Here is a 20,676-nt window from a genome sequence, read left to right as displayed (position 1 = left end):
GCTTGCAGCCGTCGGTGGCCCACTTGCGGCATCACGCCGGTCGGGATGACGCGATCCGCAGCACATCAAGGTAATTGCGACCGATCTGCATCTTCGCCGCATGCCCCCGTTCCACCATCAGCCGATGCAGGCGCGGCAGGTTGCGCGCGGGGACGTGCATCACCAGGTGATGCTCCAGATGGTAGTTGACCCAGTAGGGCGCGACCAGCAGGCGCATCAACGGCCCGGCATGGGTCGTGCGGGTGTTGCGCAGCGGATCGTCCACCGCCTCGACCGCGCCATGTTCCGCGATATTGCGGATGCGCAGGACAAGCTGGAACCACGTCAGCAGCGGCAACACCCAGAAGGCCAGCCACCACCACCAGGCACCCACTGCCCACATCACGGCAAACAGCACCGCATTGGCGATGATCGCCCGCCCGATCACCGGACCGGAAAACGCCTGCGCCAGGTCCTGCGCGCCGGGCTGGCCTTCGACTTCACCCGCCATCTTCAGCGCGAACATGATCTGCTGGCTGCGCTGCTTGAGGCCGGTCCGTCCGGTGATGTCACGCCAGAACTTGCGCCTGAGCGAGGCGCGCGTGGTCGGAAAGGGGCGGGACAGCTTCAGGTCGGGGTCTTCCTCGGTCTGGGTATGGCGGTGGTGCTTCAGGTGGTAGCGGCGATATTCGCCCAGATCGGCAAGGATCGGCCGCCCGCACAGCCATTCCCCCGCCCAGTCGTTCAACCCCCGCGACCGGAACAGCGCGTTATGCGCCGCCTCGTGCATCAGGATCGCCAGCCCCAGTTGCCGCGATCCGATGACGACGACGGCCAGCACAAAGGTCAGCGGATTGGGCCAGATCCCGAACAGCGCCAGCGCCAGCGCGATCGTGCCCCAGCAATGCACCACCAGCCACCACCCCCAGATGTCCGAGCGTTCCGCCAGCGCGCGAATTTCATCGGTGCTGAAGAAGTCCCGCCCCAGCGCCTGATGGCTCTTGCCCTCTGGTCCGATGCTCTGGCCGGTTGTCATCGCGTCCTCTCCTCCGTGATGCTTGGCACACAGTGTTTGCCTGCACGGCGACCCTGTCAACGCCGCAGCACGGCCGCGCGCCCTGTGACGCCGCGTCTTGCAATCGCACTTGTGCCATTCGAAACCCTTCTTTATTCCGATCCGGACAGATTTACCGGGGAGGCACCAATGTCCACGAAACCGCGCATCGACAAATCCAGACTGCCCAGCCGCTATGTGACCGAAGGGCCCGCCCGCGCGCCGCACCGGTCCTACCTCTATGCGATGGGCCTGAACGAGGAAGAGATCCACCAGCCTCTGGTCGGCGTGGCCACCTGCTGGAACGAGGCCGCCCCCTGCAACATCGCCCTGAACCGTCAGGCGCAGGCCGTGAAGATGGGCGTCAAGCAGGCCTTCGGCACCCCGCGTGAATTCACCACGATCACCGTGACCGACGGGATCGCCATGGGCCATGAAGGCATGCGCTCGTCGCTGGCCAGCCGCGAGGCGATTGCCGACACCGTCGAACTGACCATGCGCGGCCATTGCTATGACGCGATTGTCGGCCTGGCCGGCTGCGACAAGTCGCTCCCCGGCATGATGATGGCGATGGTTCGCCTGAACGTGCCTTCCGTCTTCATCTACGGCGGGTCGATCCTGCCGGGCCGCCTGAACGGCAAGGATGTCACCGTGCAGGACGTGTTCGAAGCCGTGGGTCAGCATCAGGCCGGCAACATGTCCGATGCCGAGCTGGAAATTCTGGAGCGCGTCGCCTGCCCGACTTCGGGTGCCTGCGGCGGCCAGTTCACCGCCAATACCATGGCCTGCGTCTCCGAGGCGATTGGCCTGGCGCTGATGAACTCTTCCGGCATGCCCGCCCCTTACGAAAGCCGCGACCAGTATGGCGAGGCGTCGGGCCGTGCGGTCATGAACCTGATCGAAAAGAACATCCGCGCCCGCGACGTCGTTACGCTCAAGTCGCTGGAAAACGCGGCCCGCGTCGTGGCCTGTACCGGCGGGTCCACCAACGCAGGCCTGCACCTGCCCGCCATTGCCCATGAGGCGGGGATCGACTTTTTCCTCGATGACGTCTGCGAGATTTTCCGCGATACCCCCTATTTCGTGAACCTCAAGCCGGGCGGCGATTATGTTGCCAAGGACCTTTACGAGGCAGGCGGCGTGCCCGTCGTGATGAAGGAACTGCGCAAGGCGGGCCTGATCCACGAGGATTGCATCACCGCCAGCGGCTACAGCATCGGCGAGGAACTGGACAAGATCACCCGCGAAGCCGATGGCAAGGTCATCCACACCGTTGCCAACCCGATCACCAAAACGGGCGGCGTTGTCGGCCTCAAGGGCAACCTTGCCCCCACCGGCGCCATCGTGAAGGTCGCGGGCATGTCCGAGGATCAGCAGGTCTTCACCGGCCCCGCCCGCGTGTTCGAATGCGAGGAAGACGCCTTCGCTGCCGTCCAGCGCCGTGACTACAAAGAAGGCGACGTGATCGTCATCCGCAACGAGGGTCCCGCAGGCGGCCCCGGCATGCGCGAAATGCTGGCCACCACCGCCGCCATTTCCGGGCAGGGCATGGGCAAGAAGGTGGCTCTGATCACCGATGGCCGTTTCTCCGGTGCAACGCGCGGCTTCTGCGTGGGTCACGTCGGCCCCGAAGCGGCCCATTGCGGCCCCATCGCGCTGGTCAAGGACGGCGACATGATCACCCTGAACGCCATCAAGGGCGAAATCAGCGTCGATCTGACCGATGCCGAACTGGAAGCCCGCAAGGCCGACTGGAAAGGCCCGCGTCCCACGATCTATGCCAGCGGTGCGCTGTGGAAATACGCCCAGATCGTCGGCGAGACCTACAAGGGTGCGGTCACCCATCCGGGCGCCAAGGCGGAAAAGCACATCTATATGGATCTGTGACATAAGGGGGCGCGGGTCTATGCGGATCTGGTTGGCCCCAATTCTGGCCTTGTGCCTTTCGGGGTGCCTCCAGCTTGGTGGTGGCACCTCGCCCGTCCCGGTTCTGCGTGAGGCGGAACTGGCCGGGGGCAACGTCGTCCTGCGCCCTCCGTCGGGGTATTGTGTGGATGCCGGCAGTGTCGTGAACCGGGCGCAGGGCGGTTTTGCCCTGATCGGCAGTTGCGCCAGCCTTTCGGGCGACACCAGTGGCGTTTTCGTCGAACCTGCGATCATCACCATCTCGGCCTCGCCCATCGGCGAGGGGGGCGTCAGCACCGACAGCCGCGACTTTCAGCAGGCCCTGGGCCGTGGCCGCATCCTGCGCGCCATCAACCGCGAGGGTCTGGCCCTCTTGCAGGTCGAGGGTGGCTCGACCGTTCCGCCCAAGGCGGACCCAAGGCATTGGCGGGGTCTGATGACGGTCGGGGACACGGTCCTGGGCCTGGCCCTCTATGGCGCGCCCGACAGTGCCATGGTGTCGGATCGCGGCATGCGGTTCATGCTGGATCTGGTCGAGGCGATCCGCCGCGACAGTCCGGCCCGCTGAGTGACACCTGCAGGCTTGCCTCCCTGCTGCAGATTGATCCGCCGTTCGTGTTTCTGTAATTGTGTCAATGCGCTGCATCGGTAAGGATTGTTTCGTCATTAGGCGGTACTGACAGACGCCGAGTGTGGTAAGCGGATAAGACAGGCAAGGCAGGTCGGGACATCATGACAAGGTTGGGTGGCAAGGTTCTCGACGCAATTGCATTCGCGCGCAGTCGCAGCCGCTGGGCCAGTGCCGCCAGTCGGGCCGACAAGGCCGATCTGGCTGATTTGCGGCTTCAGCGTCAGCGCGCCCGCCAGTTGCGGCGTCATCTGGATGATCTGATCCATGTCGCCGAAAGCCGTCTTGCCCTGCCGATGATCGGGTCCAACGCCTTTCGCAGGCCGCATGGGGCCGATTGGGGCTGGCGGCCCGAATTGTGGCGCGGCCCCTTGCCGGTGCCCGGCTTCGCCTCGGTCCCCAGCAAGAGCACGCTTGGCAACGAGGTGACGCTGTTTCATGACTGCGAACGCTCCGAAGTGACCCTGCGCCAGCTTCGCAACCGGCGCGAGCAGGATCTGGCGCCTTTCGGTCTGCGGCTGGATGTGTTCCGGTTCGACGGATCCTTCCTGTCGCTTGCGATCGATCTGCCCGGCGATGCCGTGGCCGGGCTGAAGCGGCGCCACCTGATCCGCATGAATACCATCATCGAAATGGAAAAACCGCTGGAGATATTTGCCCGGCTCAATATTCGCCACGGGCCGAACACCGAACAGATCGTGCGCGAATTGCCTCTGCACGAAGAAGACATCATGGTGGAATTCGACCTTGCCTATTCCGGCATGAACGAAAAACGTGTCGAAAAGGCCTGGGTCGACCTGATCTTCGAAGGCCCCGAGATGAACCAGGTGATCCTGCGTGACCTCACCTTCAGCAGGCGCCCGCGCGCCGAATTGTGATACCGGATCCAAGAGGATGAACACGTGAGTGCATTGACCGTCACCAAGACCCGTCTGTTCCAGGGGATATGGGAAGGCGTCGTGACAGGCGCGCCCGCGGGGGTGCGCCCGTCGGTTGCCGTGACCCATCTGGAACAGCCCGTGCCCGGTGCCGAACTGCTGGAGGGTGCGAAAGGCGCAGGCTGGGTGCTGCGCGTCCCGGTTCCGCGCCAGGCCCTGTCCGACGGTATCCATACCTTCCTGATCCGTGACGGCGAAACGGGCGAGACCCTGAACAGTTTCGCCATCCTCGCCGGAGAGGCGCTGGCCGATGACATTCGCGCGGAAATGGATCTGTTGCGCGAGGAACTGGATCTTCTCAAGCGCGCCTTCCGGCGCCATTGCCTTGAAACCATGTAACCACGGGGGCTGCATGATCACCGAGATCGTCACCTTTCCTATTCCCGACGGCATGACCCGCGCGCAGGTGATCGCCAATTTCCAGGCGACGGTCCCCGGCTGGTCCGCCAATGCCGATCTGATCCGCAAGAACTACCTCTATGATCCCGAGGGTGGGCGCGGGGGCGGCGTCTACCTTTGGAAAACGCTTGAGGCCGCGAAGGCCGGACATGATGCGGCATGGTGCGAAAAGGTGCGCGGCATCTACGGCGCCTATCCGCAATTTGACTATTTCGAAACGCCCTTCGTCCTGGACAATACGGTCTGACAGCCCCCGGCCGGTGCTGACGCTGGGTTTCGGGTGACAAATCCCGCGCCTTCCGCTCAGATGGCGCGCAAACGGGAGGCACCACATGACCGAATATCCGCATCTTCTTGCCCCGCTCGATCTGGGCCATGTCACGCTGAAGAACCGCGTTCTCATGGGCTCGATGCATACCGGCCTCGAGGAAACGAAGGACTGGAACCGCGTTGCCGAATTCTACGCCGCGCGGGCGCGCGGCGGTGTGGGCCTCATGGTGACGGGCGGCATGGCCCCCAACCGCGAAGGTGGCGTGTTTCCGGGGGCGGCGGGCCTGTTCACCGATCAGGACATCGCCAACCACCGGATCGTGACCGACCGCGTCCACGCGGCGGATGGCAGGATCGCCATGCAGATCCTCCATGCGGGCCGCTATGCCTACGGCCCCGAATGTGTCTCGGCCAGCGCCATCAAGTCCCCGATCTCGCCCTTTCCGCCGCGGGAACTGGACGAGGAAGGCATCGAAAAACAGATCCACGACATCGCCACCGCCGCCGCCCGCGCCCGCGAGGCCGGGTATGACGGGGTCGAGGTGATGGGATCGGAAGGCTACTTCATCAACCAGTTCCTCGTGACCCATACCAACAAGCGCACCGACCGCTGGGGCGGCTCCTATGAAAACCGGATGCGCCTGCCGCTCGAGGTGGTCAAACGCGCCCGCGCCGCCGTGGGCGACGATTTCATCATCATCTACCGCCTGTCGATGATCGACCTTGTGCCCAACGGCTCCACCTTTGAAGAGGTGGTGCAACTGGCACAGGCCATCGAAAAGGCCGGGGCCAGCATCATCAACACCGGCATCGGCTGGCACGAGGCGCGCATCCCCACCATCGCGACTTCCGTTCCGCGCGCGGCCTTCGCCTGGGTCACGAAAAAGCTGATGGGTCAGGTGGGCATCCCCGTGATCACCTCGAACAGGATCAACACGCCCGCAGTGGCCGAGGATGTTCTGGCAACGGGCTGCGCCGACATGGTGTCGATGGCGCGCCCGCTGCTGGCTGATCCCGATTTCGTGGTCAAGACCATGGCCGGACGCGCCGACAGCATCGCGCCCTGCATCGCCTGCAACCAGGCCTGCCTGGATCACACTTTCGGCGGCAAGATCTCAAGCTGCCTCGTGAACCCGCGCGCCTGCTATGAAACGGAACTCGTCATCGCCCCTGCCGCCGCGCCCAAGACGATCGCCGTGGTGGGCGCAGGGCCTGCGGGACTGTCCGTGGCGCTGACCGCGGCGGATCGCGGCCACAAGGTCACGCTGTTCGATAGGGCTGCCCGCGTGGGCGGGCAGCTCAACATGGCGCGACAGATCCCCGGCAAGGAAGAATTCCACGGGCTGGTGGACTGGTACGAGACCATGGTCGCCGATGCCGGCATCGATCTGCGGCTGAACACCCCTGTCAGTGTCGATGATCTTTCAGGCTTTGACGAGGTGGTGATCGCCACCGGCGTTATCCCGCGCGATCCCGGCATTCCCGGTCAGGATCGCCCCAACGTGCTCTCTTATATCGACGTTCTGGCGGGCAAGGCGCCCGTGGGCAAGACCGTCGCCGTGGTGGGCGCGGGCGGCATCGGCTTCGATGTGTCGGAATATCTTGTCCACGAAGGGCACAGCCCGACCGAAAGCATCCCCGACTGGATGCGCGAATGGGGCGTTGCCGATCCCGCCGACGCGCGCGGTGGCCTGGCCGTCGAAGGCCCGCGCCCCGGCGCACCCGCCCGCCAGGTCACGCTTTTGCAGCGCAAGGCCGAACGCCCGGGCAAGCGGCTGGGCAAGACGACAGGCTGGATCCACCGCGCCGCCCTGCAGATGAAGGGCGTACAGATGATCGGTGGCGTGAACTATGAACGCATCGATGACGAAGGCCTGCATGTCACCTTCGGCGAGGCGCGGGAAAACCCGCGCGTGGTTCCGGCCGATACGGTCGTGCTCTGTGCGGGCCAATTGCCCGAGCGCAGCCTGGCCGATGCGCTGGCCGAACGCGGCATCACCGCCCATGTGATCGGGGGCGCGGATGTGGCCGCCGAACTCGACGCGAAACGCGCCATCGACCAGGGCACAAGGTTGGCGGCCACTCTCTGACCGCTGTTTCTTCTTGCCTCAAATATCCAAGTCCCACATCTGCACGCGCTCACACCGTGTGCAGATAAAGGTCGTAATCCACGTCCGAGATCGTGCGCGCCACGCGGGCATATTCGGCGGCTTTGACAGCCACGAAGGTGCGGTGCATGTCCTCGCCCAGGGCGTCTTTCAGAAAGGCTGACGCCCGCGCCGCAGCGATGGCCGCACCCCAGTCGCGCGGAATGCCGTCATCCCCGCCCGCCTCGTCATAGCCGTTGCCCGTTGTCTCGGGGCCGGGATCGATCCGTTGCGCCAGCCCGTGCCGGATACCCGCCAGAACGGTCGCCGCCACCAGGTAGGGGTTCGCATCCACCCCTGCAGGCCGGTGTTCGATCCGCCGCGCGCGCTTGTCGCCCGCAGGGATGCGCAGGGCAACCGACCGGTTGTTGACGCCCCAGCTTGTCGACACGGGCGCATAGCTCTGGTTGGCGAAACGGCGCCATGAATTGGCATGCGGGGCAAACACCAGCATCGCTTCGCCCATCGTGGCGCGCAAGCCGCCAAGGGCATGCAGGATCTGGGGCGACCATTCCCCTTCCACCGCCTCGGTAAAGACATTGCGCCCGTCACCGTCCTGCAAGGACACATGAAAATGCATGCCCGATCCGGCGTAATCCTCGACCGGTTTGGCCATGAAGCAGGCGGTGACCCCATGCGCGCGGGCCTGCGCCCGCACGATCCGCTTCAGCCGCATCAGGTCATCGGCGGCCTGCATCACATCGGTACGGTAATGCAGCGTCAGCTCATACTGGCCGGGGGCGTATTCCGAGATCATGGTTTCCGCCTTGATCCCCGCCTTTTCGGCGCCCGCGTAGATGTCGGAAAACAGCGGCAGCATCCCGTGCAGGTGATCCACCGAATAGACTTCGGTCCGGTGGCTGGCGCGCCCGTCCAGCACATCGGCGGCGGGGCGCACGCGCCCGTCCGGTCCGCGATCATTGGCCAGCAGGAAGAATTCAAGCTCGAAGGCGCCGGCCGGGAACAACCCCTCGGCCGCCATGGCATCGACCTGCGCCTGCAGCGCATGGCGCGGGTCCGAAGTCATCGGTGCGCCCTCCAGCGTGTAGAGCGACATCAGCACCTCACCGCGTGGCGGCATGGTGCTATGCAGCGGCTTCAACGTGCCGGGGATCGGCCAGGCCCGCAGGTCGCCATCGCCCTGGTCCCAGATCAGCCCGGTCTCGTGCACGTCCTCGCCGCAGATATCCAGCCCCAGGATCGAGATCGGCAAGAACCGCCCCGACTGGTAGAAGGCCAGCAACTCGTGCCGCCGGATGATCTTGCCCCGCCCGATCCCGTTGGAGTCGTGCAGCACGATGTCGAAAGCCTCGATCTCGGGGTGGGCCTCAAGAAAGGCCTGCGCCTCGGCGATGGTGGCGCCCGAGGGGGCATTGGTCTGGGTCGTCATGTCAGTCCTCATTGGGCCTCGTCAGGCCCGAAAAGCAGGGCCAGTGTCGCGTCGAATGCGGCGATCAGCCGGTCGACCTGTTTCATGGTGGTCACGGGGCTGACCAGCATCATGTTGTGAAAGGGGGCGATCAGGCAGCCCCGGTTCAGCAGGCAGGTATGGATCACGGCCTCCAGTGCGGGTTGATGCGCGGCCCCGGCCTCGGTTCCGTTTCGCAGGGGACCCGGCGCGCAGATGAACTCGACCCGCGCACCCACGCGCACCACATGCCAGGGCGCGCCAGCCCGCGCGATAGCGGCGGCAAGCCCCGCCTCCAGCCGGGCGGCACCCGCCTCCATATGGGCATAGGCCTCGGGCGTCATCACCTCGGACAGGGTGGCGCGCAGGCAGGCGAATTGCATTGGGTTCGCGGACAGGGTGGTGCCCATCCCCGAATGCCCCGCAGGCCGCGTCGCGTCATAGGCGGCAAAGCGCGTGGCCACATCGTCGCGCAGCCCCCAGATCGCCGTGGGCATGCCCCCCGCCACGCATTTGCCCGCCACGAAAATGTCGGGGTCCAGCCCGTGCACGGCGGTATAGCCGCCCAGCCCGCTGGAGATGGTATGCGTCTCGTCGATGATCAGCAGCGCGCCATACTGGCGCGACAGGGCGCGCAGCCCTTCGTGAAAGCCGGGATCGGGCAGAACCATGCAGGAATTCGTCATCACCGGTTCGGTCAGGATCGCGGCCACCTCGCCGGTGGCCAGCGCCGCCTCGACCCCCGCCAGATCGTTGAACTCCACCGCGACAGCCGTGCGCGTCAGGTCAGCCACCTGCCCGGTCAGACCGGGGCGCGCGACGGTCTGACCCTCGTACAGGGCGACCATCGCCTCGTCCACGGTGCCATGGTAGCACCCGTTGAAGACCAGGACCTTCGGCCGCCCGGTCACCGCACGGGCCACGCGCATGGCAAAGCGGTTGGCATCCGTGGCGGTCGTCGCGATCTGCCAGCGGAACGCGCCGAAGCGTTCGCACAGCAACCGCCCCGCTTCAAGCGCGGTCTCGGTAGGCAGCATATAGGTCAGCCCGGCGCGGGCCTGTCGCCGGATGGCACGGGCCACGGGGGCAGGGGAATGCCCGAACATCGAGCCGGTATCGCCAAGGCAGAAATCGTCGATCCGGTGCCCGTCCAGATCGGTCAGCCGCGCCTTGCGGGCCTGCGCCACCAGCATCGGGAAAGGCATCGGCCAATCCTTCATCCAGTGCATGGGGACACCGTCCAGCCAGGCCTCTGTGCCGCCTGCCAGTGCAGCCTGCGTGCGCGGCCGCCGCGCGGCGTAGGTTGCGGCCTCTCTGGCGCGCACCGTTTCCAGGCGGGCGATCGGCACGCCGGCCAAGCTGTCCGCGGTTGTTTCCATATTGCCGTCCATGGTGTCATGCCCCTGGCTGAAACCCTGCTTCTGTCGTCTCAATATATTTGATCAAATGCAAAGGGAACAAATTTGATTATCTGCGAAATGAATCATGCCGACAGGCTCCATATGATCAAATTTCGTGGCGCCCAGCCCCAACGAAAGAGGCTTTGCGCCACCCTATGACCGCGTGGCAGGCGTGGTTTTTTCGGATATTTCTGGCAAGAAGAAGCAGGGTTCGGCCCTTCCGCCACCTGTTTCCATGCCATTAACGATCCCCGACAATACCCCGATATTGTCCGCACCCTGCCCAAGTGATGCCTGATTTCGACGCGATACCGGAAACAACACAAATGAAAGGGTGTCGCGGATGGATCGTCTGACGGAAATGGAAGCCTTCGCCACGGTCGTGGACCAGGGTGGCTTCACGGATGCCGCCAAGAAGATGGGCATTTCCAAATCGGCCGTGTCCAAGCATGTCTCGAGCCTTGAGGCACGCCTGGGCGCGCGGCTGCTGAACCGCACCACGCGGCGTGTCAGCCCGACCGAGATCGGTCTGGCCTATTACGACCGGGCGCGTCGGGTGCTGAATGATGCGGGCGAGGCGGATGCCCTTGTCACATCGATGCAATCCGCCCCCTCGGGGCTGCTGCGGATTTCCGTGGCCACCGATTTCGGGGTGAACCACCTGTCGCCGGTGCTGGGCGAATTCCTGTCAGAATTCCCCGATATCACGGTGAACATGGTGCTGAACAACCGCTATGTCGAACTGATCAGCGAAGGCTTCGACATGGCCGTGCGGATCGGAGAGCTTGAGGACAGCACATTGCGCGCCCGCAAGCTGACCGAAACGACCAAGCGCATGATCGCAAGCCCCGGCTATTTCGAGAAATACGGTCGCCCGCAGAAGATCGACGACCTGAACGATCACAAGCTGCTGCATTACTCCAACCAGTCCAACGGCAACGTCTGGAAGCTGACCGCCCCCTCGGGCGAAAAGCGCCAAGTCCGCACCGCCGGCTGGCTGAGCGTGAATGACGGGCAATCCCTGCTGAACGCCTGTGTGGCCGGGCTTGGCATCGCCTATCTGCCCAGCTTCCTTTACGCCGAAGCGATGGAAAAGGGCCTGGTCGAGGATGCGATCCCCGATCTTCCCGTGGAAACCCAGGGCATCTATGCGGTCTATCCGCCGGGTCGCTTTACCCAGCCCAAGGTGCGCGCCTTCATCGACTTCCTGGTGCATGCCTTCGCCGACAAGGGCCCGACCGAGTGGTAAGCGCCTTAGCGCAACGACCATGGCAAACCTGCCCGCGCCCTTGGTGCGGGTTTGTCATTTCCGGGCCGTCGTCGCGGAAAAATGCGCGCGCAGGACCGTGACAAGGCGCCGTTGCAAGGGGCGGTGCCGCTGGCGCAGCGGCAAGGCCACAAAGACCGGTTGCGGGATGCGTGGTGCCTGGGCAACCGCATGGGCCTGGCCGGTTTCGATCATCGCCTGGGCCGTATCATCAAGCACATAGCCCGCGCCATTCAGGGCCAGGATCAGACCGGCGACGGTCGCATTCTGACCGCTTGAAACCGGGGCCACCGTCAACTGCGGCAACAGCCCCGCATGTGCGGCGCTGAAGGCAGGCGAGATATTGGCCCGCACATAGCGTTCCAGCGGCAGGTTGGCCAAGCTGATCGGCTGCGTCGATACCATGCGATAGGACAACTCGCCCACGGTTTCGAAATGCAGGTCGGGTTGCGGTTTTGGCGTGAACAGCAGCGCCAGGTCCAGCGCCCCGCTGACCAGATCGGCACACATCTGCGCGGAATAATCCGCCTCGATGTAGAAGGCCGCCTCGGGCAGGGCGGCGCGGAACTGCCGCATCCAGTCCCCGATGTGGTGATCGGTCAGATCGCGTTGCAGCCCGATCCGCAGGGTCATGGCGCGGCTGCCGGATCCGGCGGTGTCCTGCAAGGCTTCGGTCCATCCCTGTCGCAACGCGCGGGCGTGCGGTTCGAACCGCAGCCCTTCGGTCGTCAGCCCCGTACCCGCCCGCGAGCGATGAAACAGGCGACACCCCAGCGCGGTTTCCAATGCCCGCACGCGGCCCGATACGGTGGATTGCGTCACCCCCAGCCGGTCGGCGGTGCGGTTGAAGCTGCGCGTTTCACACAGGTCGAGGAAAGTTTCCAGAAGCTCGGTTTGCATCGCGGACCCTGATCGGTTTTTCCGATCAATAAACCCGGCTGGCCCGGATTGATAGAGGCCTTGGCTCGACTGATAGTCGGCAAGCGAATGCAAGACGAAGGGACAGGGCATGGCGGATTTTCCGACACAGGCAAGAGTGGTCATCATCGGTGGCGGTGCGGTGGGGGCATCGGCCCTCTATCATCTGGCACGCGCGGGATGGACCGATTGCCTGCTGCTGGAGCGCAATGAGCTGACAGCGGGATCGACATGGCATGCCGCGGGCAATGTGCCGACCTTCTCGTCAAGCTGGTCGATCATGAACATGCAGCGCTATTCGGCCGATCTCTATCGCCGTCTCGGGGCCGAGGTCGATTATCCGATGAACTATCATGTCACCGGTTCGCTGCGCCTGGGGCATAGCCGCGAACGGATGCAGGAATTCGCCCGCGTGGTGGGCATGGGCCGCTACCAGGGCATGGACCTTGATCTGCTGGGTCCGGACGAGATTCGCGGGCGTTATCCCTTTCTGGAAACCCATGACCTGCAGGGCGCGCTTTATGATCCCAATGATGGCGACATCGATCCGGCACAGCTGACCCAGGCCCTGGCCAAGGGCGCGCGCCAGATGGGCGCGCGGATCGAACGCTTCTGCCCGGTCACCGGCGTGCGGCGCGAGGGGGATGAATGGGTTGTCGTGACACCCAAGGGCGAGGTGCGCTGCGAAAAGGTGGTGAACGCCGCCGGTTATTATGCGCGCGAAGTCGGCGCGATGTTCGGCCGCGATGTGCCGATGATGGTGATGAGCCACCAGTACCTTTTGTTCGATACTGTCCCCGAACTGGCGGAATGGTCCACGGCGCAGGGGGCCAAGCTGCCCCTGCTGCGGGATGTCGACAGCAGCTATTACCTGCGGCAGGAAAAGCATGGCTTCAACCTTGGCCCCTATGAACGCAATTGCCGCGCGCATTGGATCACCCCCGAAGATCCCATGCCCGAGGATTTCAGCTTTCAGCTGTTTCCCGACGATCTGGAGCGGCTTGAATGGTACATCGGCGATGCGATGGCCCGTGTGCCGCTGCTGGAGAAGGCCGGGCTGAGCAAGGTCATCAATGGCCCGATCCCCTATACCCCCGATGGCAATCCGTTGATCGGTCCGATGCCGGGCCTGCCCAATGCCTTCGAGGCCTGCGTCTTCACCTTCGGCATCTGCCAGGCGGGCGGCGCTGGCAAGGTGCTGGCGGAATGGATCACCGAAGGCGGCACCGAATGGGATATGTGGTCCTGTGATCCGCGCCGTTTCACCGGCTTCGAGGATCCGGCCTATTGCATCGAAAAGGGCATGGAGGTTTACGGCCACGAATACGGCATGCATTTCCCGCACGCCCGCTGGCCCGCCGGGGCCGATCGCAAGCTGTCGGCGCTGCATTCCCGTCTGAAGGATGCAGGCGCGCAATTCGGTGCCTACAACGGCTGGGAGCGGGCGAACTGGTTCGCCAAACCCGGTGACGACACCAGCTGGGAGGGCAGCCAGACCTGGGATCGCGCCGGTCCATGGGCGCCCCGCGTCGCCGAGGAATGCGCCGCCGTCCGCGATGGCTGCGGCGTTCTGGCGATTTCCGGCTTCACCCGCCTGTCGGTCGAAGGGCCGGGCGCGCAGGACTACGTCAACAGCCTGACGGCATCGCGGATCCCGCGCGTGGGTCGCGTGGGGCTGGCCTATTTCGCCGATGACAAGGGCCGGATCGTGACCGAAATGTCGGTGATCCCGCAGGGGCCCGATTGCACCTGGCTGATCACGGCGGGCGTGGCGCAACTGCATGATGGCGAATTGCTGTCACGACAGGCCCCTGCCGGCATCACCGTGCATGACCGGTCCGACAAATACGACTGCCTGCTGGTCACTGGCCCCAAATCGCGTGACATCCTCGCCCCTCTGACCGATGCGGACCTGACCCTGCCCTGGCTGTCGGCGCAGCAGGCGCGCGTCTGTGGCGTGGATTGCACCCTGATGCGGGTCTCCTTCGCGGGCGAACTGGGCTGGGAGGTGCATTGCCCCGCGGCAGATACGGCCACGATCTGGGATTCCGTCACAGGCGGGGGCGCAACGCCCTTCGGCATGTTCGCCCTGAACGCCCTCAGGATCGAAAAGGGCTATCGCGCCTGGAAGGGTGATCTGTCCACCGATTACACCCTGCTGCAAGGCGGGCTTGAGCGCTTCATCGACTGGTCCAAGGAATTTCCCGGCAAGGCGGCACTGCTGGCCGAGAAACAGGCGGGCGTGACCAAGCGTTTTGTCACCCTCAAGGTGGACGCAGGCGATCAGGATGCCCCCTACATGTCCACGCTCTGGCATGACGGACAGATCGTGGGCGAAACCACCAGCGGCGCATGGGGCTACCGCGTGGGGGCGTCGGTCGCCTTGGGGATGGTGCGGGCGGATCTGGCAGTGCCCGGCACCGCGATTGACGTCGAGATTTTTGGCCAGCGGTGCGCCGCTGTCGTGCAGCCGGATGGCCCGCTGTGGGATCCGGCCAATGAAAGGATCAGATCTTGAGCAGGATCACACTTCTCGATGGGGGCATGGGGCAGGAAATTGTCCACCGCTCCGGGGATCGCCCGACACCGCTGTGGTCGACCCAGGTGATGGTCGACCATCCCGGCATCGTGCGCAGCGTTCACCGGGATTATTTCGATGCCGGATCGACCATCGCCACCACCAACAGCTATGCGGTACACCACGACCGGCTGATCGGAACCCCGCTGGAAGGGCAGCTTGATACGCTGATCGACCTGGCCCTGGCCGAGGCGCAGACCGCGCGTGATGTCCATGGCGGCGGGCGCATCGCGGGCAGCATCGGCCCGCTGATCGCCAGCTACCGCCCCGATATCCACCCGCCCCATGACGTGGCCGCACCCCGCTATGCCGAGGTGGCAAAGGCCCTGGCCAAGGGCTGCGATCTGCTGATCTGCGAAACCGTGGCCTCTGTCGATCATGCCCGCGCGGTGCTTGACGGCGCGTGCCAGGCCGGCCTGCCCGTCTGGCTGTCGCTGACCGTGGACGATGCGGACGGCACGCGCCTGCGCTCGGGCGAGGCGCTGGGCGATGCAATGGCCGTCGCCGATGGGGCCGATGCCATCCTGATCAACTGCTCGGTCCCCGAGGCGATCCCGGCGGCGCTGGATATCCTGTCCAAAGGCAGCAAACCCTTTGGCGCCTATGCCAACGGCTTTACCCGGATCACGCAGGAATTCCTGGGCCATAAACCCACGGTCGATGCGCTTTCGGCGCGCCAGGATCTGGGGCCCCAGGCCTATGCCGCCCATGCGATGGGCTGGATCGGGCAGGGCGCGACGATCGTTGGGGGCTGTTGCGAGGTGGGCCCGGCCCATATCGAAGAACTGGCGCACCAGATCCGCGCCGCCGGGCATGAGGTGGCTTGACCATGGTGGACCTTCCCAACAAGGCGCAGGCCGTGATCATCGGGGGTGGGGTATCGGGCTGTTCGGTCGCCTATCACCTGGCCAAGGCGGGCTGGACCGATATCATCCTGCTGGAACGCAAGCAGCTGACATGCGGCACCACATGGCATGCCGCCGGCCTGATCGGCCAGTTGCGCGGCAGCCAGAACATGACCCGGCTGGCGAAATACTCCGCCGATCTCTACGTCAAGCTCGAGGCTGAAACAGGCGTCGCCACCGGCATGAAGCAGACCGGATCGATTTCGGTCGCGCTGACCGAACACCGGCTCGAGGAATTGCGCCGCCAGGCCACGCTGGCCCGCGCCTTTGACGTGGATGTGGCCGAAATCTCGCCGTCCGAGATCAAGGCCATGTATCCGCATCTGAACGTGGGCGATGTGCTGGGCGGCGTCCACCTGCCGCTGGATGGGCAATGCGACCCCGCGAATATCGCCATGGCGCTGGCCAAGGGCGCGCGGATGCGCGGCGCGCGGATCGTCGAAGGCGTCAAGGTCACGCGTGTCACCGACGATGGCGCGCGCGTGACCGGCGTTGACTGGGAAACCGCCGAGGGTCAGGGCCATATCGCCGCCGATGTGGTGATCAACTGCGGCGGCATGTGGGGCCGCGACCTGGCCGCGGCCTCGGGCGTGACCCTGCCGCTGCATGCCTGCGAACATTTCTACCTGCTGACCGAACCGGTCGAAGGCCTTGGCCGCCTGCCGGTGCTGCGCGTGCCCGATGAATGCGCCTATTACAAGGAAGACGCGGGCAAGATGATGCTGGGCGCGTTCGAACCCCGCGCGAAACCATGGGGGATGCAGGGCATCTCCGAGGATTTCTGCTTCGACAGCCTGCCCGAGGATTTCGACCATTTCCAGCCGATCCTTGAACACGCGATGCACCGCATGCCACTGTTCCAGACCGCAGGCATCCACACCTTCTTCAACGGCCCCGAAAGCTTCACACCCGATGACCGCTACTATCTGGGCGAAGCCCCGGAAAAGCGCGGCTACTGGATCGCCGCCGGATACAACTCGATCGGGATCGTGTCCTCGGGCGGGGCGGGCATGGCGCTGGCACATTGGATCACCGAAGGCGCGCCCCCCTTCGATCTGTGGGAGGTGGACATCCGCCGCGCGCAACCCTTCCAGCGCAACCGCCGCTATCTGAAGGAACGCGTGACCGAAACGCTGGGTCTGCTTTATGCCGATCACTACCCCTACCGGCAGGTGGAAACCGCGCGTGGCGTGCGCCGCTCGCCGCTGCATGGTCATCTGGCCGAACGCGGCGCGGTCTTTGGCGAGGTTGCGGGCTGGGAACGCGCCAACTGGTTCGCCAAACCGGGGCAGGAACGCGAATACCGCTACGACTGGGGGCGTCAGAACTGGTTCGACAACCAGCGCGCCGAACATATGGCGGTGCGGCAGGGCGTGGGCCTTTTCGACATGACCAGCTTCGGCAAGATCCGGGTCGAAGGGCCGGGGGCGCTGCCGTTCCTGCAACGCCTTTGCGCCAATGACATGGACGTGGCACCGGGCCGCATCGTCTATACCCAGATGCTGAATGATCGCGGCGGGATCGAATCCGATCTGACCGTCACCCGCCTGACCGAAACCGCCTATCTTCTGGTGGTGCCGGGGGCGACCCTGCAACGCGATCTGGCCTGGCTGCGTCGCCACCTGGGCGACGATTTCGCGGTCATCACCGATGTCACGGCGGCAGAATCCGTGCTCTGCCTGATGGGGCCGAACTCCCGCGATCTTCTGGCGCGTGTCAGCCCGGACGACATGGGCAATGACACCCATCCCTTCGGCACCGCGCGCGAGATCGAGATCGGCCTTGGCCTCGCCCGCGCGCATCGCGTGTCCTACGTGGGTGAACTGGGGTGGGAGCTGTACGTCAGCAGCGACCAGACCGCCCATGTCTTCGAGGCGCTGGAAGAGGCGGGCGCCGACATGGGCCTCACCCTCTGCGGCCTGCACACGCTGGACAGCTGCCGCATCGAAAAGGCCTATCGCCACTGGGGCCATGACATCACCGATGAAGATCATGTGCTCGAGGCCGGGCTTGGCTTTGCGGTTCGCACGGGCAAGGGCGATTTCATCGGCCGTGACGCTGTCCTGCGCAAGCGCGAGGCGGGGCTGTCGCGCCGCATGGTGCAATTCCTGCTGCAGGACCCGGAACCGATGCTGTTCCATAACGAGGCGCTGGTCAGGGATGGCCAGATCGTGTCGATCGTGACCTCTGCCAACTACGGCCATGCGCTGGGCGGTGCCGTGGGCATGGCTTATGTGCCCTGCGCCGGCCAAAGCGCGGAAGAGGTGCTGTCCTCTACCTATGAAATCGAAGTGGCGGGGCGACGTCATGCGGCGCGGCCCTCGCTGGCACCCATGTATGACCCTACGGGCGAAAGGATGAAAGCATGAGCGAGGCCTTGATGGACGACGGCTGCGCGCCGTCGCGCGCGCGGCGCAGTGGTGGGCGGGCGGCCCGCGTGGCAGCAAGGGGCGCGCCCCTTTCCGACAGCATGCGCCCGGTCCGCCCCGGCATGCCGGGCGGGCAATACAGACCCCTGACCGAAGCGGGGATGCAGCGCATTCACCTGGCCGCGCTGGACGCGCTGGAAACCATCGGTCTTGCCGATGCCCCGCCGTCCGGGATCGAGATCATGACGCGGGCGGGGGCGATCCTTGGCGATGACGGACGGTTGCGCTTTCCCCGCGCCCTGGTCGAGGACATGCTGGCGCTGGCCGCGCGCGACATCACCCTGTTCGGGCGCGATGCGAAATACGATCTGCACCTGACAGGCAGCAACGTGCATTTCGGCACGGCAGGCGCCGCGGTGCATGTCGTCGATCTGGAAACCAACAGCTACCGCGACAGCACGGCGCAGGATCTCTACGATGCCGCGCGTCTGACCCAGAATCTGGACAATGTGCATTTCTTTCAGCGCGCGATGGTCTGCCGTGACGTGGTCGACAACTTCCAGATGGATATCAACACGCTCTATGCTTGCTGCGCGGGCACCAAGAAACATGTGGGCACGTCCTTTTCGGACCCCTCGCATGTCGATGGCTGCTTTGATCTGCTGCATATGATCGCGGGTGGCGAAGCCGCGTGGCGCGCCCGCCCCTTCGTCAGCAATTCCAACTGCTTCGTCGTGCCGCCGATGAAATTCGCCACGGAAAGCTGCCAGACGATGGAAGCCTGCATCCGCGCGGGCATGCCCGTGCTGCTGCTGTCCGCCGGTCAGGCCGGGGCCACCGCACCCGCGCCCATCGCGCTGGCCATCGTGCAGGCAGTCGCCGAATGCCTGGCAGGCGTGGTCTATGTCAACGCCATGGCGCCGGGCCATCCCGCGATCTTCGGCACCTGGCCCTTCGTGTCCGATCTGCGCACCGGCGCCATGTCGGGCGGCAGCGCCGAACAGGCGCTGCTGACGGCGGGCTGCGCCCAGATGCACCAGTTCTACCGTCTGCCGGGTGGGGCTGCGGCGGGCATCGCCGACAGCAAGCTGCCCGACATGCAGGCCGGTTGGGAGCAGGGCATCTCCAACGTGCTGGCGGGCCTGTCCGGCCTGAACATGGTCTACGAGGCCGTCGGCATGCATGCCTCGCTTCTGGGCTTCTGCCTTGAATCGCTGGTTCTGGGCGATGACATGCTGGGGCAGGTGATGCGTTGCGTGCGCGGCATCGACGTCACCGAGGACAGCGTCAGCATCCAGGCGATGCGCGAGGTCTGCCTGGAAGGGCCGGGCCATTACCTGGGCGCATCGCAGACCCTGGCATTGATGCAAACCGAATACATCTACCCCGAAATTGGCAACCGGATGAGCCCCAAGGAATGGGCCGAGGCGGGCAAGCCCGACCTGCTGCGCGAGGCGCGGGGGCGGATGGACCGTATCCTGTCGCAGGCGGGATCACTGATCGATCCGGCGGTCGACGCAGAAGTACGCAAGCGATTCCAGATCGCATTCAACGGAAGGACAGCATGATGCGTTTGGGATTTGTAGGACTGGGCAACCTGGGCGGTCATCTGGCCGCAAGCCTGCTGCGTCATGGCTTTGCCGTCACGGTGCATGACCGCGACCGCAGCCTTGCGGATCGGCTGGTGGCGGCAGGTGCCACCTGGGCCGATAGCGCCGCCGATGTTGCAGCGGCCTCGGACACGGTTCTGACCTGCCTGCCGTCGCCTGCGGTATCCGAGGCGGTGCTGCGCCAGATGCTGCCCGTGATGCGCCCCGGCATGACCTGGGTCGAAATGTCCACGCTGGGTCGTGACGATATCCTGCGGCTGGCGGCACTGGCGCAGGCGCAGGGTGTGCAGGTGCTGGAAGCCCCCGTGACAGGCGGCGTGCATCTGGCCGCGCGGGGCGAGATCACGGTGCTGGCCGGTGGCGAAGCCGCCGTGTTCGAGGCGCATCGCCCGGCCCTGCAGGCGATGGGCAACCGCATCTTCCACATCGGCCCGCTGGGGTCGGCCGCGGTGATCAAGGTGATCACCAACATGCTGGCCTTCATCCATCTGGTCGCCGACGGCGAGGCCTTGATGCTTGCGAAACGCGCAGGCCTTGACCTGAAAACCGCGTGGGAGGCGATCTCGGCATCCTCGGGCACATCCTTCGTGCATGAAACCGAAGGTCAGCTGATCCTGAACGGCAGCTATGACATCGCCTTCAGCATGGATCTGGCCCTGAAGGACCTGGGTTTCGCCATGGGCTTCGGGCAGGAATTCGGCGTGCCGCTGGATCTGGCGGGGCAGGTGCAGCAGACCTTCGTCAAGGGGCGCGCGGCCTATGGCGGCGAGGCGCAATCGACGCAGATCGTCAAGCTGCTGGAGGATGTGCTGGGCACGGATCTGCGCGCCGAAGGCTTTCCGGCACGGTTGGAATGAGCATTCGCGGAATGATGAAATGAACAACGCCGCCCCGGATCAGG

Annotated in this window: 16 protein-coding genes; 12 read left to right on the top strand and 4 right to left on the bottom strand. The window is 65.0% G+C overall.

The window, feature by feature from the left end:
• Positions 1-31: 31 nt before the first annotated feature.
• The gene (locus ACMUJL_RS09515; protein ID WP_068293951.1) at positions 32-1,015 is read right to left on the bottom strand and encodes a fatty acid desaturase family protein; all 984 of its coding nucleotides are present in this window, start codon (positions 1,013-1,015) and stop codon (positions 32-34) included.
• A 168-nt stretch (positions 1,016-1,183) separates the two neighbouring features.
• Between ACMUJL_RS09515 and ilvD the strand changes: the two genes are divergently transcribed.
• The 6 genes from ilvD (at position 1,184) to ACMUJL_RS09485 (ending at position 7,263) form a co-directional block, all read left to right on the top strand.
• Entirely contained in the window at positions 1,184-2,920 is a 1,737-nt protein-coding gene (ilvD, locus tag ACMUJL_RS09510; protein ID WP_375568710.1) for a dihydroxy-acid dehydratase, read from the top strand.
• A gap of 19 nt (positions 2,921-2,939) precedes the next feature.
• Complete coding sequence (locus ACMUJL_RS09505; RefSeq protein WP_416914235.1) at positions 2,940-3,506, top strand: hypothetical protein; 567 nt, start codon at positions 2,940-2,942, stop codon at positions 3,504-3,506.
• 164 nt (positions 3,507-3,670) lie between these two features.
• Entirely contained in the window at positions 3,671-4,444 is a 774-nt protein-coding gene (locus ACMUJL_RS09500; protein WP_375568714.1) for a DUF6478 family protein, read from the top strand.
• Between the two features lie 24 nt (positions 4,445-4,468).
• On the top strand, positions 4,469-4,843 hold the full coding sequence (locus ACMUJL_RS09495; RefSeq protein WP_375568716.1) for a hypothetical protein: 375 nt from the start codon (positions 4,469-4,471) through the stop codon (positions 4,841-4,843).
• Positions 4,844-4,856: 13 nt separating this feature from the next.
• Positions 4,857-5,150, top strand: a complete 294-nt coding sequence (locus ACMUJL_RS09490; RefSeq protein WP_068293942.1) for a hypothetical protein — start codon at positions 4,857-4,859, stop codon at positions 5,148-5,150.
• Between the two features lie 85 nt (positions 5,151-5,235).
• The gene (locus tag ACMUJL_RS09485) at positions 5,236-7,263 is read left to right on the top strand and encodes an FAD-dependent oxidoreductase (RefSeq protein WP_375568718.1); all 2,028 of its coding nucleotides are present in this window, start codon (positions 5,236-5,238) and stop codon (positions 7,261-7,263) included.
• A gap of 49 nt (positions 7,264-7,312) precedes the next feature.
• On the opposite strand, the gene ACMUJL_RS09480 is transcribed toward ACMUJL_RS09485, so the two are convergent.
• Complete coding sequence (locus tag ACMUJL_RS09480) at positions 7,313-8,710, bottom strand: glutamine synthetase family protein (protein ID WP_375568720.1); 1,398 nt, start codon at positions 8,708-8,710, stop codon at positions 7,313-7,315.
• An 8-nt stretch (positions 8,711-8,718) separates the two neighbouring features.
• A complete protein-coding gene (locus ACMUJL_RS09475; protein ID WP_375573956.1) occupies positions 8,719-10,107 on the bottom strand; it encodes an aspartate aminotransferase family protein in 1,389 nt (462 codons plus the stop codon).
• 364 nt (positions 10,108-10,471) lie between these two features.
• On the opposite strand from ACMUJL_RS09475, the gene ACMUJL_RS09470 reads away from it, so the two are divergent.
• Positions 10,472-11,377, top strand: coding sequence for a LysR family transcriptional regulator (locus ACMUJL_RS09470; protein WP_068293928.1), 906 nt, complete (start codon positions 10,472-10,474; stop codon positions 11,375-11,377).
• Positions 11,378-11,431: 54 nt separating this feature from the next.
• Here the strand turns inward: ACMUJL_RS09470 and ACMUJL_RS09465 are convergent, their stop codons facing one another.
• Positions 11,432-12,295, bottom strand: a complete 864-nt coding sequence (locus ACMUJL_RS09465) for a LysR family transcriptional regulator (protein WP_375568723.1) — start codon at positions 12,293-12,295, stop codon at positions 11,432-11,434.
• A gap of 109 nt (positions 12,296-12,404) precedes the next feature.
• Here ACMUJL_RS09465 and ACMUJL_RS09460 point away from each other — a divergent pair, with 109 nt between their 5' ends.
• From ACMUJL_RS09460 to ACMUJL_RS09440, 5 genes are read left to right on the top strand one after another with little or no spacing between them, the layout of a single operon-like run.
• Positions 12,405-14,831, top strand: a complete 2,427-nt coding sequence (locus tag ACMUJL_RS09460) for a GcvT family protein (RefSeq protein ID WP_068293924.1) — start codon at positions 12,405-12,407, stop codon at positions 14,829-14,831.
• Positions 14,828-15,718, top strand: coding sequence for a homocysteine S-methyltransferase family protein (locus ACMUJL_RS09455; protein ID WP_375568727.1), 891 nt, complete (start codon positions 14,828-14,830; stop codon positions 15,716-15,718). The genes ACMUJL_RS09460 and ACMUJL_RS09455 overlap by 4 nt, the downstream gene beginning before the upstream one ends.
• Positions 15,719-15,720: 2 nt before the next feature.
• Positions 15,721-18,165, top strand: coding sequence for a GcvT family protein (locus tag ACMUJL_RS09450; RefSeq protein WP_068293920.1), 2,445 nt, complete (start codon positions 15,721-15,723; stop codon positions 18,163-18,165).
• Positions 18,162-19,733 carry a trimethylamine methyltransferase family protein gene (locus ACMUJL_RS09445; RefSeq protein WP_375568729.1) on the top strand — a complete coding sequence of 524 codons (1,572 nt, stop codon included), beginning with the start codon at positions 18,162-18,164 and terminating at the stop codon, positions 19,731-19,733. The genes ACMUJL_RS09450 and ACMUJL_RS09445 overlap by 4 nt, the downstream gene beginning before the upstream one ends.
• Positions 19,733-20,632: an NAD(P)-dependent oxidoreductase gene (locus ACMUJL_RS09440; RefSeq protein ID WP_068293919.1), complete on the top strand. Its 900-nt coding sequence runs from the start codon at positions 19,733-19,735 to the stop codon at positions 20,630-20,632. The genes ACMUJL_RS09445 and ACMUJL_RS09440 overlap by 1 nt, the downstream gene beginning before the upstream one ends.
• The last annotated feature ends 44 nt before the right edge of the window (positions 20,633-20,676 follow it).

The organism is Seohaeicola sp. (assembly GCF_048006315.1).
Classification (GTDB): domain Bacteria; phylum Pseudomonadota; class Alphaproteobacteria; order Rhodobacterales; family Rhodobacteraceae; genus Seohaeicola.
The sequence above is the reverse complement of the archived record's forward strand: the minus strand, read 5'-3'. Positions and strand labels throughout refer to the sequence as shown.